The sequence below is a fragment of the Microbispora sp. NBRC 16548 genome (assembly GCF_030268985.1).
Taxonomy (GTDB): domain Bacteria; phylum Actinomycetota; class Actinomycetes; order Streptosporangiales; family Streptosporangiaceae; genus Microbispora; species Microbispora catharanthi.
Window position 1 is genome coordinate 384,794 of sequence record NZ_BSSF01000001.1, and the last position, 18,225, is coordinate 403,018.

Here is an 18,225-nt window from a genome sequence, read left to right on the forward strand (position 1 = left end):
GAATGATCGACGAAGCCGACGGGTGGGAGTACCGGAACCCCGTCATCCCCGGATTCCACCCCGACCCCTCGGTATGCCGGGTGGGCGAGGACTACTACCTGGTGACCTCCAGCTTCGAGTGGTTCCCAGGCGTGCCGATCTTCCACAGCCGCGACCTGGTCAACTGGCGGCAGCTCGGGCACGTGCTCGACCGCCCGTCCCAGCTCGACCTGGACGGCATGCGGCCCTCGGGCGGCGTCTACGCCGCCACCATCCGCCATCACGACGGCGTCTTCTACGTCATCACCACGCTGGTGGACGGGCCGGGCAACTTCATCGTCACCGCCGCCGACCCCGCGGGCCCCTGGAGCGAGCCCCGATGGCTGCCGGACACCCGCGGCATGGATCCCTCGCTGCTGTTCGACGACGACGGCCGCGTCTGGTTCACCGGCACCAGGGAGAGGGAGGCGGGCCGCTACCCCGGCGAGACCGAGGTCTACCTCCTGGAGCTCGACCCGGCCACGCTGGAGCCGCGCGGTGAGGAGCGGGTCGTCTGGGAGGCCGCCCAGCGGGGCGCCGTGTGGGCCGAGGGCCCGCATCTGTACAGGATCGGCGGCAGGTACTACCTGCTGACGTCGGAGGGCGGCACGTCGTACGACCACGCGGTCGTGGTCGCCAGGGCCGACGACGTCACGGGGCCGTACGAGCCGAATCCGCGCAACCCGATCCTCACCCACCGGCATCTCGGCCTCGGCCACCCCATCGCCTGCACGGGCCACGCCGACCTGGTGGAGACCCCGGACGGCGAGTGGTGGATGGTGCTGCTGGCCACGCGCCCGTACGGCACTCCCGGCGACCTGGGCGCCGGCAACCTGAGAGGCGACAACCTGGGCAGGGAGACCTTCCTCACCCGGGTCTCCTGGGAGGACGGCTGGCCGGTCGCCGCGCAGGTCGCGCCCGTGGCCGCGGGACCGGCGCTGCCCGAGCACCGCTGGCCCGCCGTCCCCGCCTGCGACCACTTCGACGCCGACCGGCTCTCGCCCGTCTGGAACCACCTGCGCACCCCGCGCACGCCCTACTGGAGCCTGGGCGACAGCCGCCTGCGGCTGCGGCTGCGGCCGGAGACGCTGGCCCAGCGGGTCAACCCGAGCCTGGTCGCCCGCAGGCAGCAGCACATGGACTTCGCCGTCCACGCCGCGCTCGACTTCACACCCGCGGCCGGTGAGTGCGCGGGTCTCGCGCTGGTGCAGGACGACGACCACCACGTGCTGCTCGTGCGGACCGCGCGCGGCCTCGAACTCGTCCGCAGGAAGGCGGGCGGCGACGACCTGCTCGCCTCCGTACGGGTGCCCGGCCAGCGGCGGCTCTACCTCGGAGTGGAGGCGCGCGGGCAGGCCTACCAGGCCAGGTACGCCGTGGCGCCGGGGGAGTGGACCGACCTCGGCGACCCGGTGGACGGCAGGATCCTCAGCAGCGCCGTGGCCGGCGGCTTCACCGGCGCCTACATCGGCATGTACGCCAGCTCCAACGGCCGCCCGAGCTCCAACGTCGCCGCGTTCGACTGGTTCGAGTACCTGCCGCTCGGCCCGTGATCCGGCCCAGACTCAGCGCATGATTCGGCGGAAGGCGGAGCCGGCCGCCCGCACCGCCAGGGCGGGCGAGAGCCGTACGGCCCGCCAGGTGGCGCGGGCGGACGCGGGCGCGACGATGAGCGCCTGGTTCCTGGCCACGCCGCGCAGCACGTCGCGGGCGAGCGACTCCACGGGATACAGGCGGCCCTGGGCCCGCACGGCCGTCGTGCGGGCGCGCAGGCCGATCTCGGTCTGCGGCAGCCCGGGGTTGGCGTTGTCCAGCAGCGGGGTGTCGGTGAACCCGGGACAGACCACGCTGACCTTCACGCCGTGCGCCGCCGCCTCGGCCCGCAGCGCGAGCGACAGCCCGACGACGGCGTGCTTGGTCGTCGTGTAGGGCAGCATCATGGGCGCGGGGGTCAGCCCGGCCAGCGACGCGGTGTTGACGATGTGCCCGTAGCCCTGCTCGATCATGAGCGGGTACGCCGCGTGCACGCCGTGGACCACCCCGCGCAGGTTCACGTCGATCGTCCGGTTCCAGTGGTCGAGCGTGAACTCCTCGGCACGGCCGCCCACCGCGATCCCGGCGTTGTTGAACAGGAAGTCGAGCCGCCCGTGCTCGGCCGCCACGCCGGTGACCAGTTCCCGCACGGCCTGCGCGTCGGAGACGTCGCACACGACGCCCGCGCAGCCGAGATCCTTGGCGGCGTCCTCGGCCCCCCGGACGTCGGCGATCGTGACGTGGGCGCCGCGCCGTACGAGCTCGGCGGCGACGGCCCGCCCGATTCCCGACGCTCCGCCCGTGACGACGGCGGTCTTCCTCACGCGTGTCCCCTCGCTTGAGCCTTCGGCTCGTCCCAGATACCCATCGCCCGCCACAAACGGCGGCTGATTGGGTTCATCATGCCCAGATCGGCGCAAAGCTCTCTCGTTCTGGCCACCGAGTCGCGGGTCTGCGCGGCCGTCTCGGGGTTGTCGAGGTAGACCTCGCGCACGACGTCGTCCGGGATACGGAACGCCCTGATCATGGAGCCGGGCGGGGACAGCATGATCCGCGCCATCAGGCCGATGATCAGCGGCGTGAGCAGGCTCAGCGCGAAGCGCCGGTAACGCGGCATGCGCGGCACCCGCCGGCGCAGGTAGTGGCGGGCGAAGGAGATGTGCCGCGCCTCCTCCGCCACGTGGATGCGCATGATGGTCTCCTCGAGCGGATGCCGGATGCGCCCGCTCTTGAGCGTCGTGCGCTGCACGTGGTCGATCGGATCCTCGCCGCCCAGCACGAAGACGAAGAACAGCTCGGTGGAGATCAGCGGAATCCACGGCACCGCCTGGGCGAGCAGGCTGAGTGGCCCGGGTATGCCGCGAATCGGGAGCTTCGTGCGGTTCACGAACTCCTGGAACATCATCCCGTGATGACCTTCTTCGATCATCTCGTGGTAGACGTACCGGAACTCGGGAGAGCCGTTCGGCAGCCGGTAGGCGTAGTTGAGCAGCCCGCGCTTGAGCAGGTTCTCGAACTGCAACCCGATCTTCATGGCGGTCGCGACCCGCCAGAGGCCGATGCGCGCCCTGACCTCAGGCGGCCGGCCCCGATACCAGGAATGGCCGCCCAGCCTGTCGGCCGGCGGCAGCTCCCAGCGTGGATCGGTCTGGTCCACGTGGAACTCGGGGTCGTCCCAGGGGATGTCGACGTACGGCTCCCAGTGCTTGTCGACCGAGGCCTTCGACAGGCGTTCGATGACGGCCTCGTACGCGCTCCGGTCGGCGACGTGCTCGTCCTTTTCCCTGGTCGCGGTGGTCTTCGGCGCGGCGGACATGCGGCCCTCCCTTCCGGCGCCGCAATTGTACGACCCATCCAATAACTGGGGAAGGGGTCGCCGTGACACGACTCGGCGGAATTCCCGGCCGGCAAGATTCCCGCGCGGTACAGTTCGGCGAGGTCACCCGTGTGTGACCTTCTTGAACGGCCCTCCCTCGCCTACTGTCGAAGCGAGGGGACGGCGAATTGGAGCCCGCGTGCCTGAGACCTGCGACGTCGTGATCATCGGTGGTGGCGTGATCGGCTGCGCGATCGCGCACAGGCTCGCCGCGCGCGGCACGAGCGTGGTGCTCGTGGACGCGGGGCAGCGTCTCGGGCTCGGCGCCTCCGACGGCGCGATGGGCGGCATCCTGACCCAGACGGAGCCCTCCTGCCTCGGCCCGCTGAGCAGCGTCATCAAGCGCAGCCGCGACGTCTACCCGCAGTGGCTGGAGGAGATCCGCGCCGCCTCCGGCGTCGAGGTCCCGGTGCTGGACGGCGGCGACATCCAGGTCGCGCTGGACGAGGCCGAGATGGAGCGCCTGGAGTCCAAGGTGCTGCCGCAGTGGAAGAACTCGCCGTTCGCCGTCGAGCGGCTGACGGCGGCCGACGCCAGAAATCTCGAACCGCTGCTGAGCGAGCGCGTCGTCGGCGGTTTCCTGCTGCCGGAGGAGCTCGCGCTCGACCCGCGGGTGCTCATGGCCGCCCTGACGACGGCCGTGCTGTCGGGGCGCACGCCGATCCGGGTGCTGAGCGCGGTGCGCGCCACCGGCCTGCGGGCCGGGCCCCGCGGTGTCGAGGTGGACCTCCACGACGGCCGCCTGGTGTCGGCGGAGCAGGCCGTCGTCGCGGCCGGGCACCTGAGCGGGGTCTTCCTGCCCCGCCACCGCGCCCACCTGTTCCCCATCAAGGGCGTGGCCTTCGACGTCCGCCCGCCCGGGGCCGTCACCTACCCGCTGCGCCACCACATCTTCGCGGAGATCAAACAGGACGGCCGGGAGTACTTCCCCTATCTCGTCCCCCGGCACGACGGCAGGGTGGCCGTCGGCGTCACCTACGAGGAGAACGTGGGGGACGTGACGGTGACCGCCGCGGCGATCGAGGAGATCCGGCGGGGCGTCGCCGCCCTCATGCCCAGGGCGGCCACCTGGCCCATCGGCCGGCGCTGGGCCGGACTGCGGCCGGGCAGCGCCGACCACATGCCCATCCTCGGCCACGTGGACGACCACGGCCGGGTCGTGGCGGCGACCGGCCACAGCGGCCTCGGCGTCACGCTCGCCCCCGTCACGGCGGAGCTGGTGGCGGCGCTGGTCGGCGGGACCGCCGGCGCCCGGGAGAGCGAACTGCTCGCCGTCTGCCGGCCCGACCGCCCCTTCCCGCCCGCACCGGCCTCGCCCGCGCCGCCGGTCCCGCCTACGCCGCCGGTGTCGCCGCCTCCCACAGTTCGGTGAACCGTTCGGTCCGCTCCCGCACCCTCTCCTGATCCCGTACGAGGATCGTGCTGTGGATCACCGGGGCGATGCCGTCGCCGACCTGCGGGGCGGGGTTGGACTCGTAGTAGACGACCCCGTCGAACAGGATGAAGTCGGACAGCGAGCCGCGCAGCAGGGGCGGCGCGTCGGCGAGGAGGAGCGTGCGCACCTCGATCCCGACCGTGGTCTGCCACTTCCACACCCGGCGGAACGCCTCGGAGTCGAGCCGCTCGGAACGATCCACCACGAACACCCGGCGCACCCGCGCCCCACGCTGGACGAGGTCGCGCTGGAGCTTGACGTAGCGCTGCCCGAGGTCGGTGTGCCAGAAGCCGCCCTCGAACTCTGTGTCGCGGGCGTCCACGCTGGTCAGGCTGATCGCGTCGAGGCTGACCCGGGCGTTGCGCGCGAGCGCGAGCAGCCAGTCGCGGTCCTCGCCCTCGTACAGCGCGTACCTGCCGTCGGACAGCTCACCGAGGAACTTCGCCATCCGGGTGACCTCGTGGTGCACCAGGCTCTTGACGAGGTCGGGCATGTCGTCGCGGATCTTGGCGGCGTTCTGCACCAGCTCGGCCACACCCCTGGTCTCCAGCGCGGACATCTCCACGACGCCGAACAGCTTGCTCGCCTCGTTGATCTTGGCGAAGCTGTCGGCCACCAGATTGTGGGTCTTCGTGTGCTGCCTGCGCTGCTCCTGCAGCACGGTCTCGAGCTGGTCGTCCACGTCCGCGAGGAACTGCACGACGAAGACGACGCCGCTGATGAACGTCGCGAGCAGCAGGCTCCACAGGTTCTCGTTCTCGCTGTGGATGAGCGCGTTGCTCACGAGGTAGCTCACCCCGCCCACGAGCACCGTCACGAGGACCTTGCGCACGATCCTCGGGACGAGCGTCGGGGACGGCTCGGGTGCTGCTCCGGTCACGGTCACCTCCGTCCGGCTTCTGCGGTCGCGCTGAGCAGGGTCAGGGTGTTCACCGCGACCTGGTCGCGGACCCGGTCGACCAGGGAACGCCACTGTCGCGTGAAGCCCGGCCGCCGCTCCAGGCTCTCCCAGAACGGCGTCAGCCACTCCTCGACACGGGCGGCGGGCATCCACAGGTGCAGGAGGTGGTCGATGGCGGGGGCCAGGCGGGCCACGGCCTGGGCTCCCGGCGTCGCGCCGATCCTCGCCCGCTCGACGATGACCAGCAGCGACGTCAGCAGCCAGTCGTGCGTCGCCAGGTCCTCGCACAGGTCGACCACGGCGGGGGTGAACGGGCCGGGATGCGTCAGGCGCAGCGTCCGCTCCTGCTCGGTGTGCAGGGTGAACCTGATCGACGGCTCGCCGGTCTCCGCCACCCACCGCAGGCTCGTACGCGGGATCTTGAAGGGGGCCCGCCGGTCCAGCAGCGGGGACGCCTGGACGAGGTCGAGGAAGCGCCCGCTGATGGCCGCCAGATCGAGGCAGCCGGGCGAGGGGTCGCCGGTGAACCCGTCGGCCAGGTCGGCCGCCTTCGCCTTCCCCAGGACCTCCACGACGCCCGGCCGGGCCAGGTAGTGCGACCAGGACAGCCTGCGGTCGGCCTCCGAGCGCACCACCCGGACGTACGACGAGCCCTGGGCCACCCGGCCCCCGGTCACCGCGCAGCGGGACACGACCGTGCCGACGCCCCTGATCCGGGAGCGGGAGGCGGCGGGCAGCGCGCAGTCCACCCCGGTCAGCCGCTCCGGGGACAGGGCGTGGGCGATGGGACGGCGGGAGACCCGCACGGTCTCCCCGGTCATGAGCCCGAGCACCTGACGGCACGTCGACTCGGAGATCTCCCCGGAGTTCTGCAGCAGCCCGGTGTGGACTTCCCCCATCACCAGCATCGGGCCCCTCAGACGAAGACGTAGGAGATGCGGTCGACGAGCTCCTCTTCGAGCCGGACTCCCTCGCTCTCGCTCCGGGTGACGACCTGCCGCAGGACCTCGTCGTCCACCGCGACCTGGCTCAGGATCGTCCGTACGGCCAGCTCGACGGGCAGGAACCGGGGGGAGAGGACGGACAGCGTGGTGTACGCGCTGAACGGTGCGGCCTGGGGGTTGAGCCGGACGACCGCGGGCAGCCCGTCCCAGTCGCGGGGCCAGTCGCCGTCAAGGGCGACCGGCGGGAGCGGCACGTGTCCGTCGCTGCGCAGCAGCCCCAGCCGCAGGAGCTGCCAGACGGCCGCGAGGAAGGGGCACGACCAGGTGCGCCGCGGTCCCTTCTCGTCCCACAGCTCGACGTCCACGAAGATCGAGTGGCCGCGCTTGGCGTTCTGCGCGGGAGGCTCCCACGGCCGGGTCTTCCCCATCGCCTGCATCGGCGTGGTGCGGGGCGAGCGGGAGCCGTTGCACAGCCAGCCCGTCTCCTTCACCGGCGGGCGGGACCCGTCGGTCTCCGGCGGCGGGTCGTCCACGAGCCGGTCCTCCACCAGCCGGGCCAGCTCGACACCGCCCGACTGTGCATCCTCGAACTGGGCACAGGCCGACTCCCGGGCCAGGTAGTCGATGGTCAGGTCGTGCTCGGCCGCCGCCTCGAGGACCATCGGCACCAGCTCGGCGGGGGTGCTGAAGCGGCTGAAGTAGTCGTCCACCAGGAAGCAGGTGCTCACCCGGGCCCGGCCCCCGGGCACCCGCTCCCGCCATAAGGAGCGGACCGTGGCGAGCCACGGCGCGACCCTGCGGAACTGCTCGCGCAGCCGGTCGGGCCCCGCCTCGTAGTCCTCCATGTACAGGTGCCCGAGTTCGACGGACACATGGGAGAGGGGGACGGAGGCGATCCTGCGCTCGGCCGCCACCTCGCCGAACGTCGCGTGCACCGGCGTCACAAGCCCTCCCACGCGCTGTCGTCGACGATCTTCTTGGCGAGATCCTCGAACGCGGCGGCGGTCTCCGCGTTGGCGATCTTGCTGGCCAGCACGTCCTCGTCGGTGATGAGCTGCTCGCGCCACTGGAGGACGGGGTCAAGCGGGATCTTGCCGAGCATGGCCGTACGGCCGACGCCGTGGCGGCCCGCCAGCTCGCGCAGCTCGCTGTCGCACGCGCTCAGCCAGGCCCGCTGCTCGTCGCGCAGCCCCACGAGCTCCGCCGCGTCCGGTTCGAGCACGGCCGTGCGCACGAAGCGGATGCGGTCGCGCAGGTCCTCAGGGTCGTGGCCGAACCTGGTGCCGACGTCGAGCAGCCCGTCGGCGCCGGTGACGAGCCCGTCGGCCGCGATGATGTGCTGGCGCGTCCAGCGGTGGAAGACCAGCCAGCGGAACGGGATCGCGGGCATCCGCACGGTCGCCGCCAGGACCAGCTCGGCGGTGAACGACCGGCCGGCGCTGACGTCGACCACGCAGAGGTCGAACTCCTCGTCCAGCCGCCCGAGCAGCTGGACGCAGCGGCCGACGACCTCGTCGGTGAGGGCCGACAGCTCGCCGCCGCCCTCGCTGCCCGGCAACAGCACGAGCCGCCCCGCGCCGGGCGGGCGGGCGCGCAGCCCCTCGCGGTCGGACTCGGCCCACACGTCCACCCGCCGCGGCTGCGGGCACTCGCCCCGCAGGTAGTGGTGCAGGCCGTTCTCCCGGGTGCCGCGGGCCACCGCGCTGACGCTGAAGATGGCCCCCGCGGTCGGCGAGCCGAAGTCGAAGTCCAGGTAGCAGACGTCGTTGCCCTGCAGGGCGTGGCGGTACACGATGTTGGTGCCGGTGACCGAGCGCCCGGTCCCTCCCTTGTCGGAGATCGCGAAGACCAGCATCTAGATCGCCTCCGACGCGCTGTCGCGGGCGGCGGACAGCCGTTCGAGGCCGAGCAGGGCGTCGTTGATCAGCGCCTGGGCGGTGGCCGGCCGGTCGCTGACGATCGCCCTGGCCCGCTGCAGCGACGCCTGGATCGAGCGCAGCTTGGGCTGGATCGTCTGCCCGCCCACCAGGGGCCGGGTGACCAGCTCCTGGTCCAGCAGGTGCTCGGCCTCCCCGAGCATCTGGAGGGCGAGTTCGACGAGCTGGGGGCTGCGCAGCGGCGGTTCCCCGCTGGACGTCGCGGCGGAGACGAGGAACTCGACGACCCGCTCGCTGAAGTACCAGGACGGCTCCTCGTCGCGCACCTCGATGTCGGTGAAGACGTTGCCCGGCTGGTCCCACAGTCCGGCGGCCGAGCCGTCCGCGTGGCGGCGCAGCATGATGTGCCGCCAGATCTGGTCGGCGAGGGCGACCAGCCGCTCGCGCATCCGCGTGTTCTGCGCGATGGAGGCGGCCCAGATGGTCCGTTTCAGCAGCGTGATGGCGAAGTCGGAGACGACCCAGAGCAGGTGGGGGCCGAGCGCGTCGCTGCCGTGCAGGTTGATCGGGACGCCGGGGGAGTGCATGAGCACGGGCGGGTCGCCCGGCACCGCCCTGCGGATGATCCTGGCGCGGACGGCCAGCTCCTCCAGCACGGCGGCGACCCGGCCGAGGTCGACGTCGGCCGCCCGGTTGTTGACCAGGCTCTGCACGACCATGGCGGTGACGCCGAGACTGTAGTAGTCCGACTCCTTCTCGTCGACCGTCCGCCACGGGATGTCCTCCAGCGGCCAGGTGCCCCGTCCGTACGTCGCGATGGTGCGCCAGTAGGACTGGGTGAGGTCCCAGCGGCGCTGGATGGCCTGGGCGAGGGTGATCTGGTCGTCGTTGAGCAGGCTCAGGACGCGGGTGCGGGCGGAGAACAGGTCGGCGATGCCGACGAGGGCGTTGACGGTGAAGTACAGGAACGGCGTGTCGGCGGCCACGCCCTTGGGCTGGGGGCCGATGTCGAGCGGCGTGACGATGTCGGGGGCGTCCTTCACGATGCCCCACGTCCAGCCGCACTCGAACAGCAGGTTCTCGTTGTCCAGGTCCACCTGGCTGCCCGAGCCGATCGTCAGGTCGCGCAGGCCGGCCCGTACGGGCCGCAGCTCGCGCCGCAGGTCGTCGAGCACGCGGCGGGTGGGCGCGCCGGTCTGGTTCACGGTGCGCAGCAGCGCGCGGCCCGCCGTGGAGCCGGGGTCGAACGCGTTGACCGTGAAGCTGCGCAGCAGGCCCGCCATCGCGGCCGACAGCCGTTTGCTGGCCAGGTCCTCCAGCTCGCGGATCTCGCGGCGGATCGACTCGCGCCGCACGCTCTGGCGGAAGACCTTCAGGAAGCCGAGTGTGCCGAGCGCGAGCGTGACCGACATCGAGAAGGAGTCGACCACGTCCAGCTGGAGCTGCTCGGGAGTGACCTTCGCCTCGTCGTCCAACGGCCGGAAGTAGCTGCCGCCGGAGAACAGGGGCCGCCCGTCCTCGGCGGTGTAGGTGCGCAGATACTGGCCCATCACCCGCAGCAGCAGCTTGGGGATCTCCACCGAGTCGCCCAGGACCGCGAGCGCGGCCAGCACGTCGTCGGCCGTCTCGTCCGGCGTGTCCAGGCGGAAGCCCGGCAGTTCCGAGGCCGGGTACATGAAGCACAGAAGCTGCTCCGCGTCGGAGATGGAGTTCGACCCGTCCCGGCCGCCCCACGTCCAGACGCGGTCCCGGTAGGAGGCGCGCGCGGCCGCCTCCCACAGCTCCAGAAGCTGCTGTCGCGGCTGGAGTTTCATTCGCGGCCCTCTCTGCGACTGTGCCGTCCTGCGTGCCCTCTCCGTGCTGCCGTCAAGGAGAAAGGCATGCTCGTGTGGCCGGGCGGGACCGAGGCCGGGGTCCCCAGACCCTCCCCAGGGGTTTCCTTTTCCGATTCAGGTGGAGACGGAACCACCACAACCCTTATACCATTGGATTCCTGCTCCGTCGCCTGGACCATCCGTGGTATTTCAAGCACCGCCTGGTTGTCGTGATTGGAGAGATACCACAGAGAAAAACAGACATATATGTCCTAAGTCTGAGAGATATTTGAAATGTCCCAAACTGCGGCTCCAAGGGATATAACGGACTATCGTCCCGCGCGGCCGCGGCCGGCGGCCGGAGCGGCGCGCAGGGATGGGACGGTCCTGGTGACCGGCGCCGGCATCGACGGGGCGCTGCTGGAGCCGCTCGCCAGGCAGGGGCTCACGGTGCGGCGGCCCGCGTCGCCGCTGACCGAGGACCTGCTGGCGCGCGAGCTGCGAGGGGCGGTCGCCTACCTGCACGGAGGCGAGGAGCGGGCGACCGCGCGGGCGCTGCGCAAGGCGAAGACGCTGAAGGTCGTGGCCTTCCTCGGCGTGGGATACGAGAACTTCGTCGACGTGGCGGCGGCCGACCGGCTGGGCATCGCCGTCACGAACACGCCGGGGGCGGCCACCGACGCGGTCGCCACGTTCACGGTCGCGCAGATCGTCAACGCCAACCTGGGCATCCCCCGGCATCTGGGCGAGCGGGTCCCCGGCTGGCAGGGCTCCGACGAACTGCCGCACGAACTCGCCGCCCGCAGCGTGGGCATCATCGGCATGGGCGCGAACGGCCGGCGGATCGCGGAGATCCTGCGCCGGGGCTTCGGGGTCCGCGTGTCCTACTACAGCCGCACCCGCAAGCCGGACGCCGAGCGGGACCTCGGCATCTCCTACCTGCCCCTGCTCGACCTGGCCGCGGGCAGCGACATCCTCGTGGTCATGGTGCCGGAGACCGGCGAGACCAGATCGATGATCGACTCGTCGGTGATCAGCCGGATGCCGGAGGGCGCGATCCTCGTCAACACCGCCCGCCCGGCCATCGTCAGTCCCGGCGCCCTTTACGCCGGTCTGGAGAAAGGCCGCGTCAGCATGGCGGTCTTCGACGGTTTCTATGGCCGGGAATGCGAGGAGGCCGGCGAATTGCGGCGGGATTTTCCCGACCGCCTCCTGGTCACCGGGCACATCGCCTCCCACACCGCAGAGGCGATGCACCGGATGGTGCGCCAGGCCGTGCAGTCCATTGAAAATGTGCTGACGTACGGATCGGACGAACACGAGGTGGGAACGCGTCCCCGTCCCCGTTTCTGAAAAATCCGGCACGCGGAACGGTAGGGCGGCGCCTGGAAGGGGAAACCATTTTGGGAAACCCAAGGGAAACCCCTCCGCTCTCCCGGGAAGTGATACGTGGACGGCCATGACCCGATCCCCCCTGCGGGGACGATCACGACGCCCACGGGGGCGCGCGCCCTGGTCGAGGCACTGAGGCTGCACGGCGTCGACACGATCTTCGGCATTCCGGGCACCCACAACCTCGCGATCTACGAGGAGCTCGACCGGGCGGACGTGCGCTGCGTGACGCCCCGGCACGAGCAGGGCGCGGGATACGCCGCCGACGGGTACGCCAGGGTGACCGGCAGGCCCGGCGTCGTCGTCACCACCACCGGGCCCGGCGTGGTCAACGCGGCCACGGCCCTCGGGCAGGCGTACTCCGACTCCTCCCCGATCCTGCTCGTCTCCCCGGGCGTTCCCACCGGCCATCCCCGCGACGGCCGCGGCTACCTGCACGAGAGCAGGGACCAGTCGCGGGCGATCGACGCGCTGTGCGCCTGGAGCCACCGTGTGACGACCGTGCGGGAGATCCCCGCCGCCGTCGCCCGGGCTTTCGGCCGCTTCGCCGAGGGACGCCCCCGGCCGGTCCACATCGAGATCCCCTTCGACCTGCTCGACCTGAGGGGCCCGGTCAAGATCGTCCCGCCGTACCGGATCACCCGCCGCGAGCCCGATCCGGTGGCCCTCGACGCGGCGGCCGGGCTGCTGCGCACGGCGCGCCGCCCGGGTTTCGTGCTCGGCGGCGGCGCCCAGTGTCCGGGTGAGAGGCCCCCGGGCGAGGACGAGCCCCCGGTGGGGCGCCTGACGATGCGCCTGGCGGAACGGCTCGGCGCGCGGGTCGTGACCACGGTCAACGGCAAGGGCGTGGTGCCGGAGAGCCACCCGCTGGCGCTCGGCACCACGCTGCACCTGGCGGCCGTCCGCCGGTGGCTCGCCGCGTGCGACGTCGTGCTGGCCGTCGGCACCGAGCTGGGCCCGGCCGACCTGTGGGACGACGCCTTCACCCTCTCCGGCCGCCTCGTGCGCGTCGACATCGACCCGGGGCAGATGCACGGCGATCACGTGGCCGACGTGGCGATCGTCGCGGACGCGGAGCTCGCCCTGCGCGGGCTGGCCGAACGGCTCGACCGGCAGGGCGTCGTGCCGCGTCCGCGCCGGGAGCGGGATGCCGGCGCCGGCCACGAGGCGGAGCTCGAAGAGCTCACCCGCAGATGGTCGGGCCAGCTCGCGGCGCTGCGCCGGGCCCTGCCGCGGGAGAGCGTCGTGGTGGGGGACAACTCGATGTGTGTCTACCACGGCGCGCTCGTCGGCATGCCGATGGACCCGCCCGGCCGGTTCCTGTTCCCGACCGGGTTCGGCACACTCGGCTTCGCCCTGCCGGCCGCCATCGGCGCCAAGCTCGGCCGGCCCGGCGTCCCCGTGGTGGCGCTGGCGGGCGACGGGGCGTTCCAGTTCAGCCTGCAGGAGCTGGCCATGGCGGTGGAGCTGCAGCTGAGCCTGCCGATCGTCGTCTTCGCGAACGGCGGCTTCGGGGAGATCCGCGAGGAGATGCGGGAGCGGGGCATGCGGCCGGTCGCCGTGGACCTGCACGCGCCGGACTTCCCCGCACTCGCCGCCGCGTACGGCGCGCGGGGCCGTGCCGTCAAGACGCCGGGGGAGCTGGAGGAGGCGGTCGCCGAGGCCCTGCGCACCCCGGTGCCCACCGTGATCGTCGTACCCGAGGAGGAGTGACCCGTCAGCGGGCCGGCGCGAGCGGGAGCCGCAGCACGAAGCGGGCACCCTGGTCGCTGTCCTCGATCGTGAGCGTCCCCCCGTGCGCCTGGGCGATCTGGCGGGCGATGGACAGTCCGAGCCCGGTGCCGCCGGCGTCCTTCGACCGGGCGGCGTCGAGCCGGGTGAAGCGCTGGAAGACCAGCTCCCGCTTGTCCGGCGGGATTCCCGCGCCGTCGTCGAGCACCTCCAGCACGCCCTTGCCGCCCTCCCGCCGCACGGTCACCGAGAGCATGGACACCGCGTGCCGCTCGCCGTTGTCGAGGAGGTTGTTGAGCAGGCGGCCCAGGGCCAGCCGGTCGCCGACGACGACCACACCGGGCGTCAGGTGCCGCACCACCTCCACCTTGCGCGACCTGCGGTCGAGCTCACGCGCGACGAGGCCGCCGAGGTCGGCGGGCTCACGCCGGGGCGGCGCGCCGGAGTCGAGCCGGGCGAGCTGGAGCATGTCGGTCACGAGCGCCTGCAGGCGGTCGCAACTGCCCAGCAGGGCGCGCCCGGTGGCCGGCCAGTCGGCGTCCTCGCTGTGCAGCAACGCCTCCTCGATCTCCGTACGCATCGCGGTCAGCGGGCTGCGCAGGTCGTGAGAGGCGTCGGAGGCGAAACGCCGCTGCCGCTCGACGGCCGTCTCCGCCCGGTCCAGGGTCTGGTTGGCGGTCTCGGCGAGCCGCCGGATCTCGTCGTGGTACTTCGGCACCGGCACGCGCTGGCTCAGGTCGGTCGCGGTGATCCTGGCCAGGTTGCACGTGATCGCCTCGACCGGGCCGAGCGCCTTGCGCACCGTCTGGTAGGTGCCGAGCGCGGTGAGCGCGACCAGCAGGAGCGAGCCGCCGATGAGCGCCGCCAGCAGCGGGCCGCTGACGTACCACGGCACGGTGTCGTCGGCCGCGTAGATCGTCCACAGCCCGCCGGTGTTGTGGAAGCGGAACGCGACGACGACCATGCACCGGTCCGGGAACGCAGGGGAGGCGCACAGCACCTTGCTCGTCTCCGGGGTCGTCAGCTCCGGCCGGAACGCGGCCATGCGCGGGCGGCCGGTCAGGGTGTCGCTGACGGAGACGATCCGGCCGCTGTTGTCGATCACCTGCACGCCGGCCACGCCCGGGTCCAGCAGCACCGGAGGCAGCCGGTCGCGCTTGGCCTGGTAGGCGAGGCGTACGGCGGTGGTGGTGATCTCGTCGGTCTTGTACCGCTGGGCGGTGCCGTGCAGCACGCCGAGGACCAGCAGCACGGCGACGGCGCACAGCAGCACCATCACCGCGCTCGCCAGCACCGTCAAGCGGATCCGCACCGAGGATCCCCGCCACCCGCTCATCTGATTCCCCCCGGTAATCAGATGATCAATAAGGCCTCGTGGCCGCCGTCGGGTGTCCCCACCCGGCTCACCTGGCACGTTACCTCTGCCGGTGATCGCCGCCGTGGCCGGGACGCCGCTGTCCGGTCCCTACCCATTCCGGCCCCCTACCCAGCGCCCGGTCACGCCGCCCGTCTCACGCCGCCTGTATCAACGAGGGGCGGGGGAGCGCCGTTCGACGACGTAGCAGCCGCCGGCGAAGCCCGTCACCGGCCGGCCCTGCGCCATCAGCCCGCCCAGCACCTCGCGTACGGCGTGCCGCCAGGCCTTGGCCGTCTCCGGGGCGGCGCGGCGCAGGGTCTCCACGTCCGCGGGCACGGCGACGAGCACGGCCGGGCCGTCCGCGGGCAGGAACTCCGGGCACCCGTCCCGCTCGGCGAGCACGGCCACCGCGCCGTCCGCCCCGGCGGGCCGGTGCGGCAGGCCGTCGCACGCCCGCGCCACCCGCGGGTCGCCCAGCCGCCACACCGCGAGGACGCGGTCGGACTCGTCTCCGGCGTTGACCGCGTCGCCCATCGGGCCGTAGAAGTCGGGCAGGTACTCCTCCGGCAGAGCGGCCAGCTTGGCCAGGTTGAAGTGGGCGTTGCGGCGCACGAGGGGATCGAAGGTCCAGGTGATCCGGCTCAGCCCGCGCTCCAGGGCCCAGGCCCGCTGGTGCAGCTTGAGCGCGAATCCGGCGCCGGGCCGCACGGCGCCGGTCACGTGCGAGTGCAGCGCCTGCCCCGCGGGCGCCGCGAGGAAGGCGACGGCGGCCCCGACGAGTTCCGGGCCGTCGAACGCCCCGGCGACGTACCCGCCGGCGTGGGTCAGCGCCCGCATGAGCTCCGCCGTGATCGGAGGGTTCCACGGCTCCGGACGCCAGATGCCGTCGAACAGCCGGACCACCCGCTCGAACTCGGCGACCGTGCGCAGCTCGGCGATCCGCAGGCCGCGCCGCGCGGCGGCCGCGGCCGCCTGATCCCGGGCGGCGGCGGGGCCGCACGGGTTCACGCGGTCTCCCCGGCGGTCTGCCTCATGTCCCGGGGCGCGGGATCGGCGCCGCCGCTGATCGGCCCGCCCGACAGCACGTACGCGGCCAGCGCCGCGACCAGATGGGCGCGGACCGGCATCTCGGCGACCAGGACGTGCTCCTCGGCGGCGTGCGCGCCGCCTCCCACCGCGCCCAGGCCGTCGAGCGTCGGGCAGCCGACGCCCGCGGTGAAGTTGCCGTCCGAGCCGCCGCCGACCGGCACCCCGCGCAGCGGCGCCATGCCCAGCTCGGCGGCGAGCCGTACGGCGACATCGAAGAGCCCGGCGGAGGCGGCGGGGTCGAGGGGCGGGCGGTTCGGCCCGCCGCGCAGCTCCAGCCGGACGCCCGGGGTGCGCGGGGCCAGCGCGCGCATCAGCTCGTCCACCCGGCGCTGCGCCGCCCGGTCGGGCACGCGTACGTCGACCGCCACCCGGCCCCGGGCCGGCACCGTGTTGGTGCTCGTCCCCGCGGTCAGCATGGTGGGGGTCACCGACGTCGACCCCGCCCTGGACGACGACTCGATCTGGGCCGCGATGCCCGCGATGGCCAGCACCTGGTGGGCCAGCTCGACCCCGGCGTTGGCCCCCAGCTCGGGTTCGAGGCCGGCGTGCGCGGCCCGGCCGTGCACGGTCAGCTCGTACCGCGAGATGCCCTTGCGCGCCGTCTTCAGCGCGCCGCCGTCCGCGCTGGCCTCCAGCACGAACGCGGCGGCGCACCGCGACGCGATCGACTCGATCAGCGGGCGGGAGGTCGGCGAGCCGAGTTCCTCGTCCCCGACGACGAGCACGGTCAGCCCGTCGGGGGACGGCAGCGAGGCGACCGCGTGGAAGAGCTGCACAAGACCGGCCTTCATGTCGAACACGCCAGGCCCCCGCGCGACCCCGTCCCGCACCGACCAGGGATGCTCGCGCAGCGTGCCGACCGGCCAGACCGTGTCGTGGTGGCCCAGCAGCAGGACCCGCGGCGGCCCGAACGACCAGCGCAGATGGGTGACCCCGTCGATCACCAGGGTCTCCGGCTCGGCCCCCAGCAGCCTGCGGCCCAGCGCCCCCACGACGCGGGCGCTGCGCGCCACCGCCTCGTGGTCGGTGGAGTACGACTCGCAGAGCACCAGTTCCTCGAGGTCGGCCAGCATGGCCTCAAGGTTCACGGCCGCGGCCGTCCCGGCTCGGGCCGTTCCCGGGCCCGGTCGTGAGCCGGGCGGCCCAGCTCCGCGCGGAACAGGCGCATCACGTTGGCACCCAGGATCTTCTGGATCTCCTCGTCGGAGAAACCCCGCTTGACCAGTGCGTCGGTCACCAGCGGCAGGCCGAGCGGGCCCTCCAGTCCCGGGATGGCGGCGTTGGAGTCGATCCCGGAGTAGCTGAAGCCCTCGCAGCACGGCGGGGTGAGGTCCTCGTTCACCTCACGCATGAAGTCGGGGCCGAGGCCCACGTGGTCGATGCCGGCGACGCCCGCGACGTGCTCGATGTGGTCCACGAGGTGGTCGATCGTGGCCGAGCGGGCGTCCTCGGTGAGGAAGGCGGCGAGGAAGTTCACGCAGACGACGCCGCCGCCCGCGGCGACGCCTCTGAGCTGCTCGTCGGTGAGGTTCCTGTGGTGGTCGCGCAGGGCGCGCGCGGAGGAGTGGGTCGCGATGACGGGCCGGGTCGCGATCTCCAGCACGTGCGCGACCCCCGTGGCGCCCAGGTGCGAGATGTCGAAGAGCATGCCGAGCCGCTCCATCTCGCGCAGCGCCTCGACCCCGTGGCTGGTGAGCCTGGAGCCGGTGCCGTCCTGGCCGCTGCCGTCGGCGAGAGCCGTACGGCCCCAGTGGGCGATAGAGGCGACGCGGACCCCGAGGCGGTGCAGGGTCGGGATCAGCTCGACGCTCTCGTCGATCCCCGGCATGCTCTCCAGGGCCGGCACCAGGGCGATCTTTCCGAGGGCGAGGGCCTCGTCGATCTGCTGTCCGTCGTGACACAGCGCCACCGCGTCGGGGTTGCCCTCGGCCAGCACGTGGGCGCACTCGATCATCCGCAGGGTCTGGCGCAGCGCGCCCTCAGGGCGGAACCGGCTCTCCACGAACACGGGCAGCACCTGCACGTCGACCCCGCCCTCGACGAGCTGGGGGAGCCACCGCTCGCGGAAGAACGAGGCCCATATCGCGGGCGGCCGGGCGGAGACGGCCATGAGCAGGTCGTTGTGGGTGTCGGCGACCACGGACCTGACGTGCAGGCTCTGCTGATCAACGGGCACGGTGTCGACGGGCACGCTGGGGATCCTTCCTGACGGCGGGGTCAATGGGGACGTTACTCTTCCCGGGTCGTTCCGCCAGCAG

The 18,225-nt window shown here is 72.5% G+C and carries 15 protein-coding genes; 4 read left to right on the forward strand and 11 right to left on the reverse strand.

The window, feature by feature from the left end:
• Nucleotides 1–2 precede the first annotated feature (2 nt).
• Entirely contained in the window at nt 3–1,571 is a 1,569-nt protein-coding gene (locus tag QSK36_RS01765) for a glycoside hydrolase family 43 protein (protein WP_285781096.1), read from the forward strand.
• Nucleotides 1,572–1,583: 12 nt separating this feature from the next.
• On the opposite strand, the gene QSK36_RS01770 is transcribed toward QSK36_RS01765, so the two are convergent.
• Nucleotides 1,584–2,375: an SDR family NAD(P)-dependent oxidoreductase gene (locus QSK36_RS01770; protein WP_183536148.1), complete on the reverse strand. Its 792-nt coding sequence runs from the start codon at nt 2,373–2,375 to the stop codon at nt 1,584–1,586.
• A complete protein-coding gene (locus QSK36_RS01775) occupies nt 2,372–3,367 on the reverse strand; it encodes an AurF N-oxygenase family protein (protein ID WP_285781097.1) in 996 nt (331 codons plus the stop codon). Before QSK36_RS01775 ends, QSK36_RS01770 begins: the two co-directional genes overlap by 4 nt.
• A gap of 199 nt (nt 3,368–3,566) precedes the next feature.
• On the opposite strand from QSK36_RS01775, the gene QSK36_RS01780 reads away from it, so the two are divergent.
• Nucleotides 3,567–4,799, forward strand: coding sequence for an NAD(P)/FAD-dependent oxidoreductase (locus tag QSK36_RS01780; RefSeq protein ID WP_285781098.1), 1,233 nt, complete (start codon nt 3,567–3,569; stop codon nt 4,797–4,799).
• On the opposite strand, the gene QSK36_RS01785 is transcribed toward QSK36_RS01780, so the two are convergent.
• From QSK36_RS01785 to QSK36_RS01805, 5 genes are read right to left on the reverse strand one after another with little or no spacing between them, the layout of a single operon-like run.
• Entirely contained in the window at nt 4,762–5,742 is a 981-nt protein-coding gene (locus QSK36_RS01785) for a phosphatidylserine/phosphatidylglycerophosphate/cardiolipin synthase family protein (protein ID WP_183536153.1), read from the reverse strand. The genes QSK36_RS01780 and QSK36_RS01785 overlap by 38 nt on opposite strands.
• 2 nt (nt 5,743–5,744) lie before the next feature.
• Nucleotides 5,745–6,671 (reverse strand): SCO2521 family protein, encoded by a 927-nt coding sequence (locus tag QSK36_RS01790; protein WP_285781099.1) that lies wholly within the window; start codon nt 6,669–6,671, stop codon nt 5,745–5,747.
• 8 nt (nt 6,672–6,679) lie between these two features.
• Nucleotides 6,680–7,651, reverse strand: coding sequence for an SCO2522 family protein (locus QSK36_RS01795; protein ID WP_285781100.1), 972 nt, complete (start codon nt 7,649–7,651; stop codon nt 6,680–6,682).
• Nucleotides 7,648–8,562 (reverse strand): SCO2523 family variant P-loop protein, encoded by a 915-nt coding sequence (locus tag QSK36_RS01800; protein ID WP_183536159.1) that lies wholly within the window; start codon nt 8,560–8,562, stop codon nt 7,648–7,650. Before QSK36_RS01800 ends, QSK36_RS01795 begins: the two co-directional genes overlap by 4 nt.
• Nucleotides 8,563–10,398 carry an SCO2524 family protein gene (locus QSK36_RS01805; protein ID WP_182901451.1) on the reverse strand — a complete coding sequence of 612 codons (1,836 nt, stop codon included), beginning with the start codon at nt 10,396–10,398 and terminating at the stop codon, nt 8,563–8,565.
• Between the two features lie 390 nt (nt 10,399–10,788).
• Between QSK36_RS01805 and QSK36_RS01810 the strand changes: the two genes are divergently transcribed.
• Nucleotides 10,789–11,751 carry a 2-hydroxyacid dehydrogenase gene (locus QSK36_RS01810; RefSeq protein WP_182901450.1) on the forward strand — a complete coding sequence of 321 codons (963 nt, stop codon included), beginning with the start codon at nt 10,789–10,791 and terminating at the stop codon, nt 11,749–11,751.
• A 96-nt stretch (nt 11,752–11,847) separates the two neighbouring features.
• Nucleotides 11,848–13,503 (forward strand): thiamine pyrophosphate-binding protein, encoded by a 1,656-nt coding sequence (locus tag QSK36_RS01815; protein ID WP_285781101.1) that lies wholly within the window; start codon nt 11,848–11,850, stop codon nt 13,501–13,503.
• Nucleotides 13,504–13,507: 4 nt separating this feature from the next.
• Here QSK36_RS01815 and QSK36_RS01820 read toward each other — a convergent pair whose 3' ends face one another.
• From QSK36_RS01820 to QSK36_RS01835, 4 genes are all read right to left on the reverse strand, one after another.
• On the reverse strand, nt 13,508–14,833 hold the full coding sequence (locus QSK36_RS01820; RefSeq protein ID WP_285781102.1) for a sensor histidine kinase: 1,326 nt from the start codon (nt 14,831–14,833) through the stop codon (nt 13,508–13,510).
• A gap of 213 nt (nt 14,834–15,046) precedes the next feature.
• Nucleotides 15,047–15,886 carry a GNAT family N-acetyltransferase gene (locus QSK36_RS01825; RefSeq protein WP_285781103.1) on the reverse strand — a complete coding sequence of 280 codons (840 nt, stop codon included), beginning with the start codon at nt 15,884–15,886 and terminating at the stop codon, nt 15,047–15,049.
• Complete coding sequence (locus QSK36_RS01830; protein WP_285781104.1) at nt 15,883–17,040, reverse strand: M20/M25/M40 family metallo-hydrolase; 1,158 nt, start codon at nt 17,038–17,040, stop codon at nt 15,883–15,885. Before QSK36_RS01830 ends, QSK36_RS01825 begins: the two co-directional genes overlap by 4 nt.
• An 11-nt stretch (nt 17,041–17,051) precedes the next feature.
• Nucleotides 17,052–18,158, reverse strand: a complete 1,107-nt coding sequence (locus QSK36_RS01835) for a dipeptidase (RefSeq protein ID WP_285781105.1) — start codon at nt 18,156–18,158, stop codon at nt 17,052–17,054.
• Nucleotides 18,159–18,225: the final 67 nt, after the last annotated feature.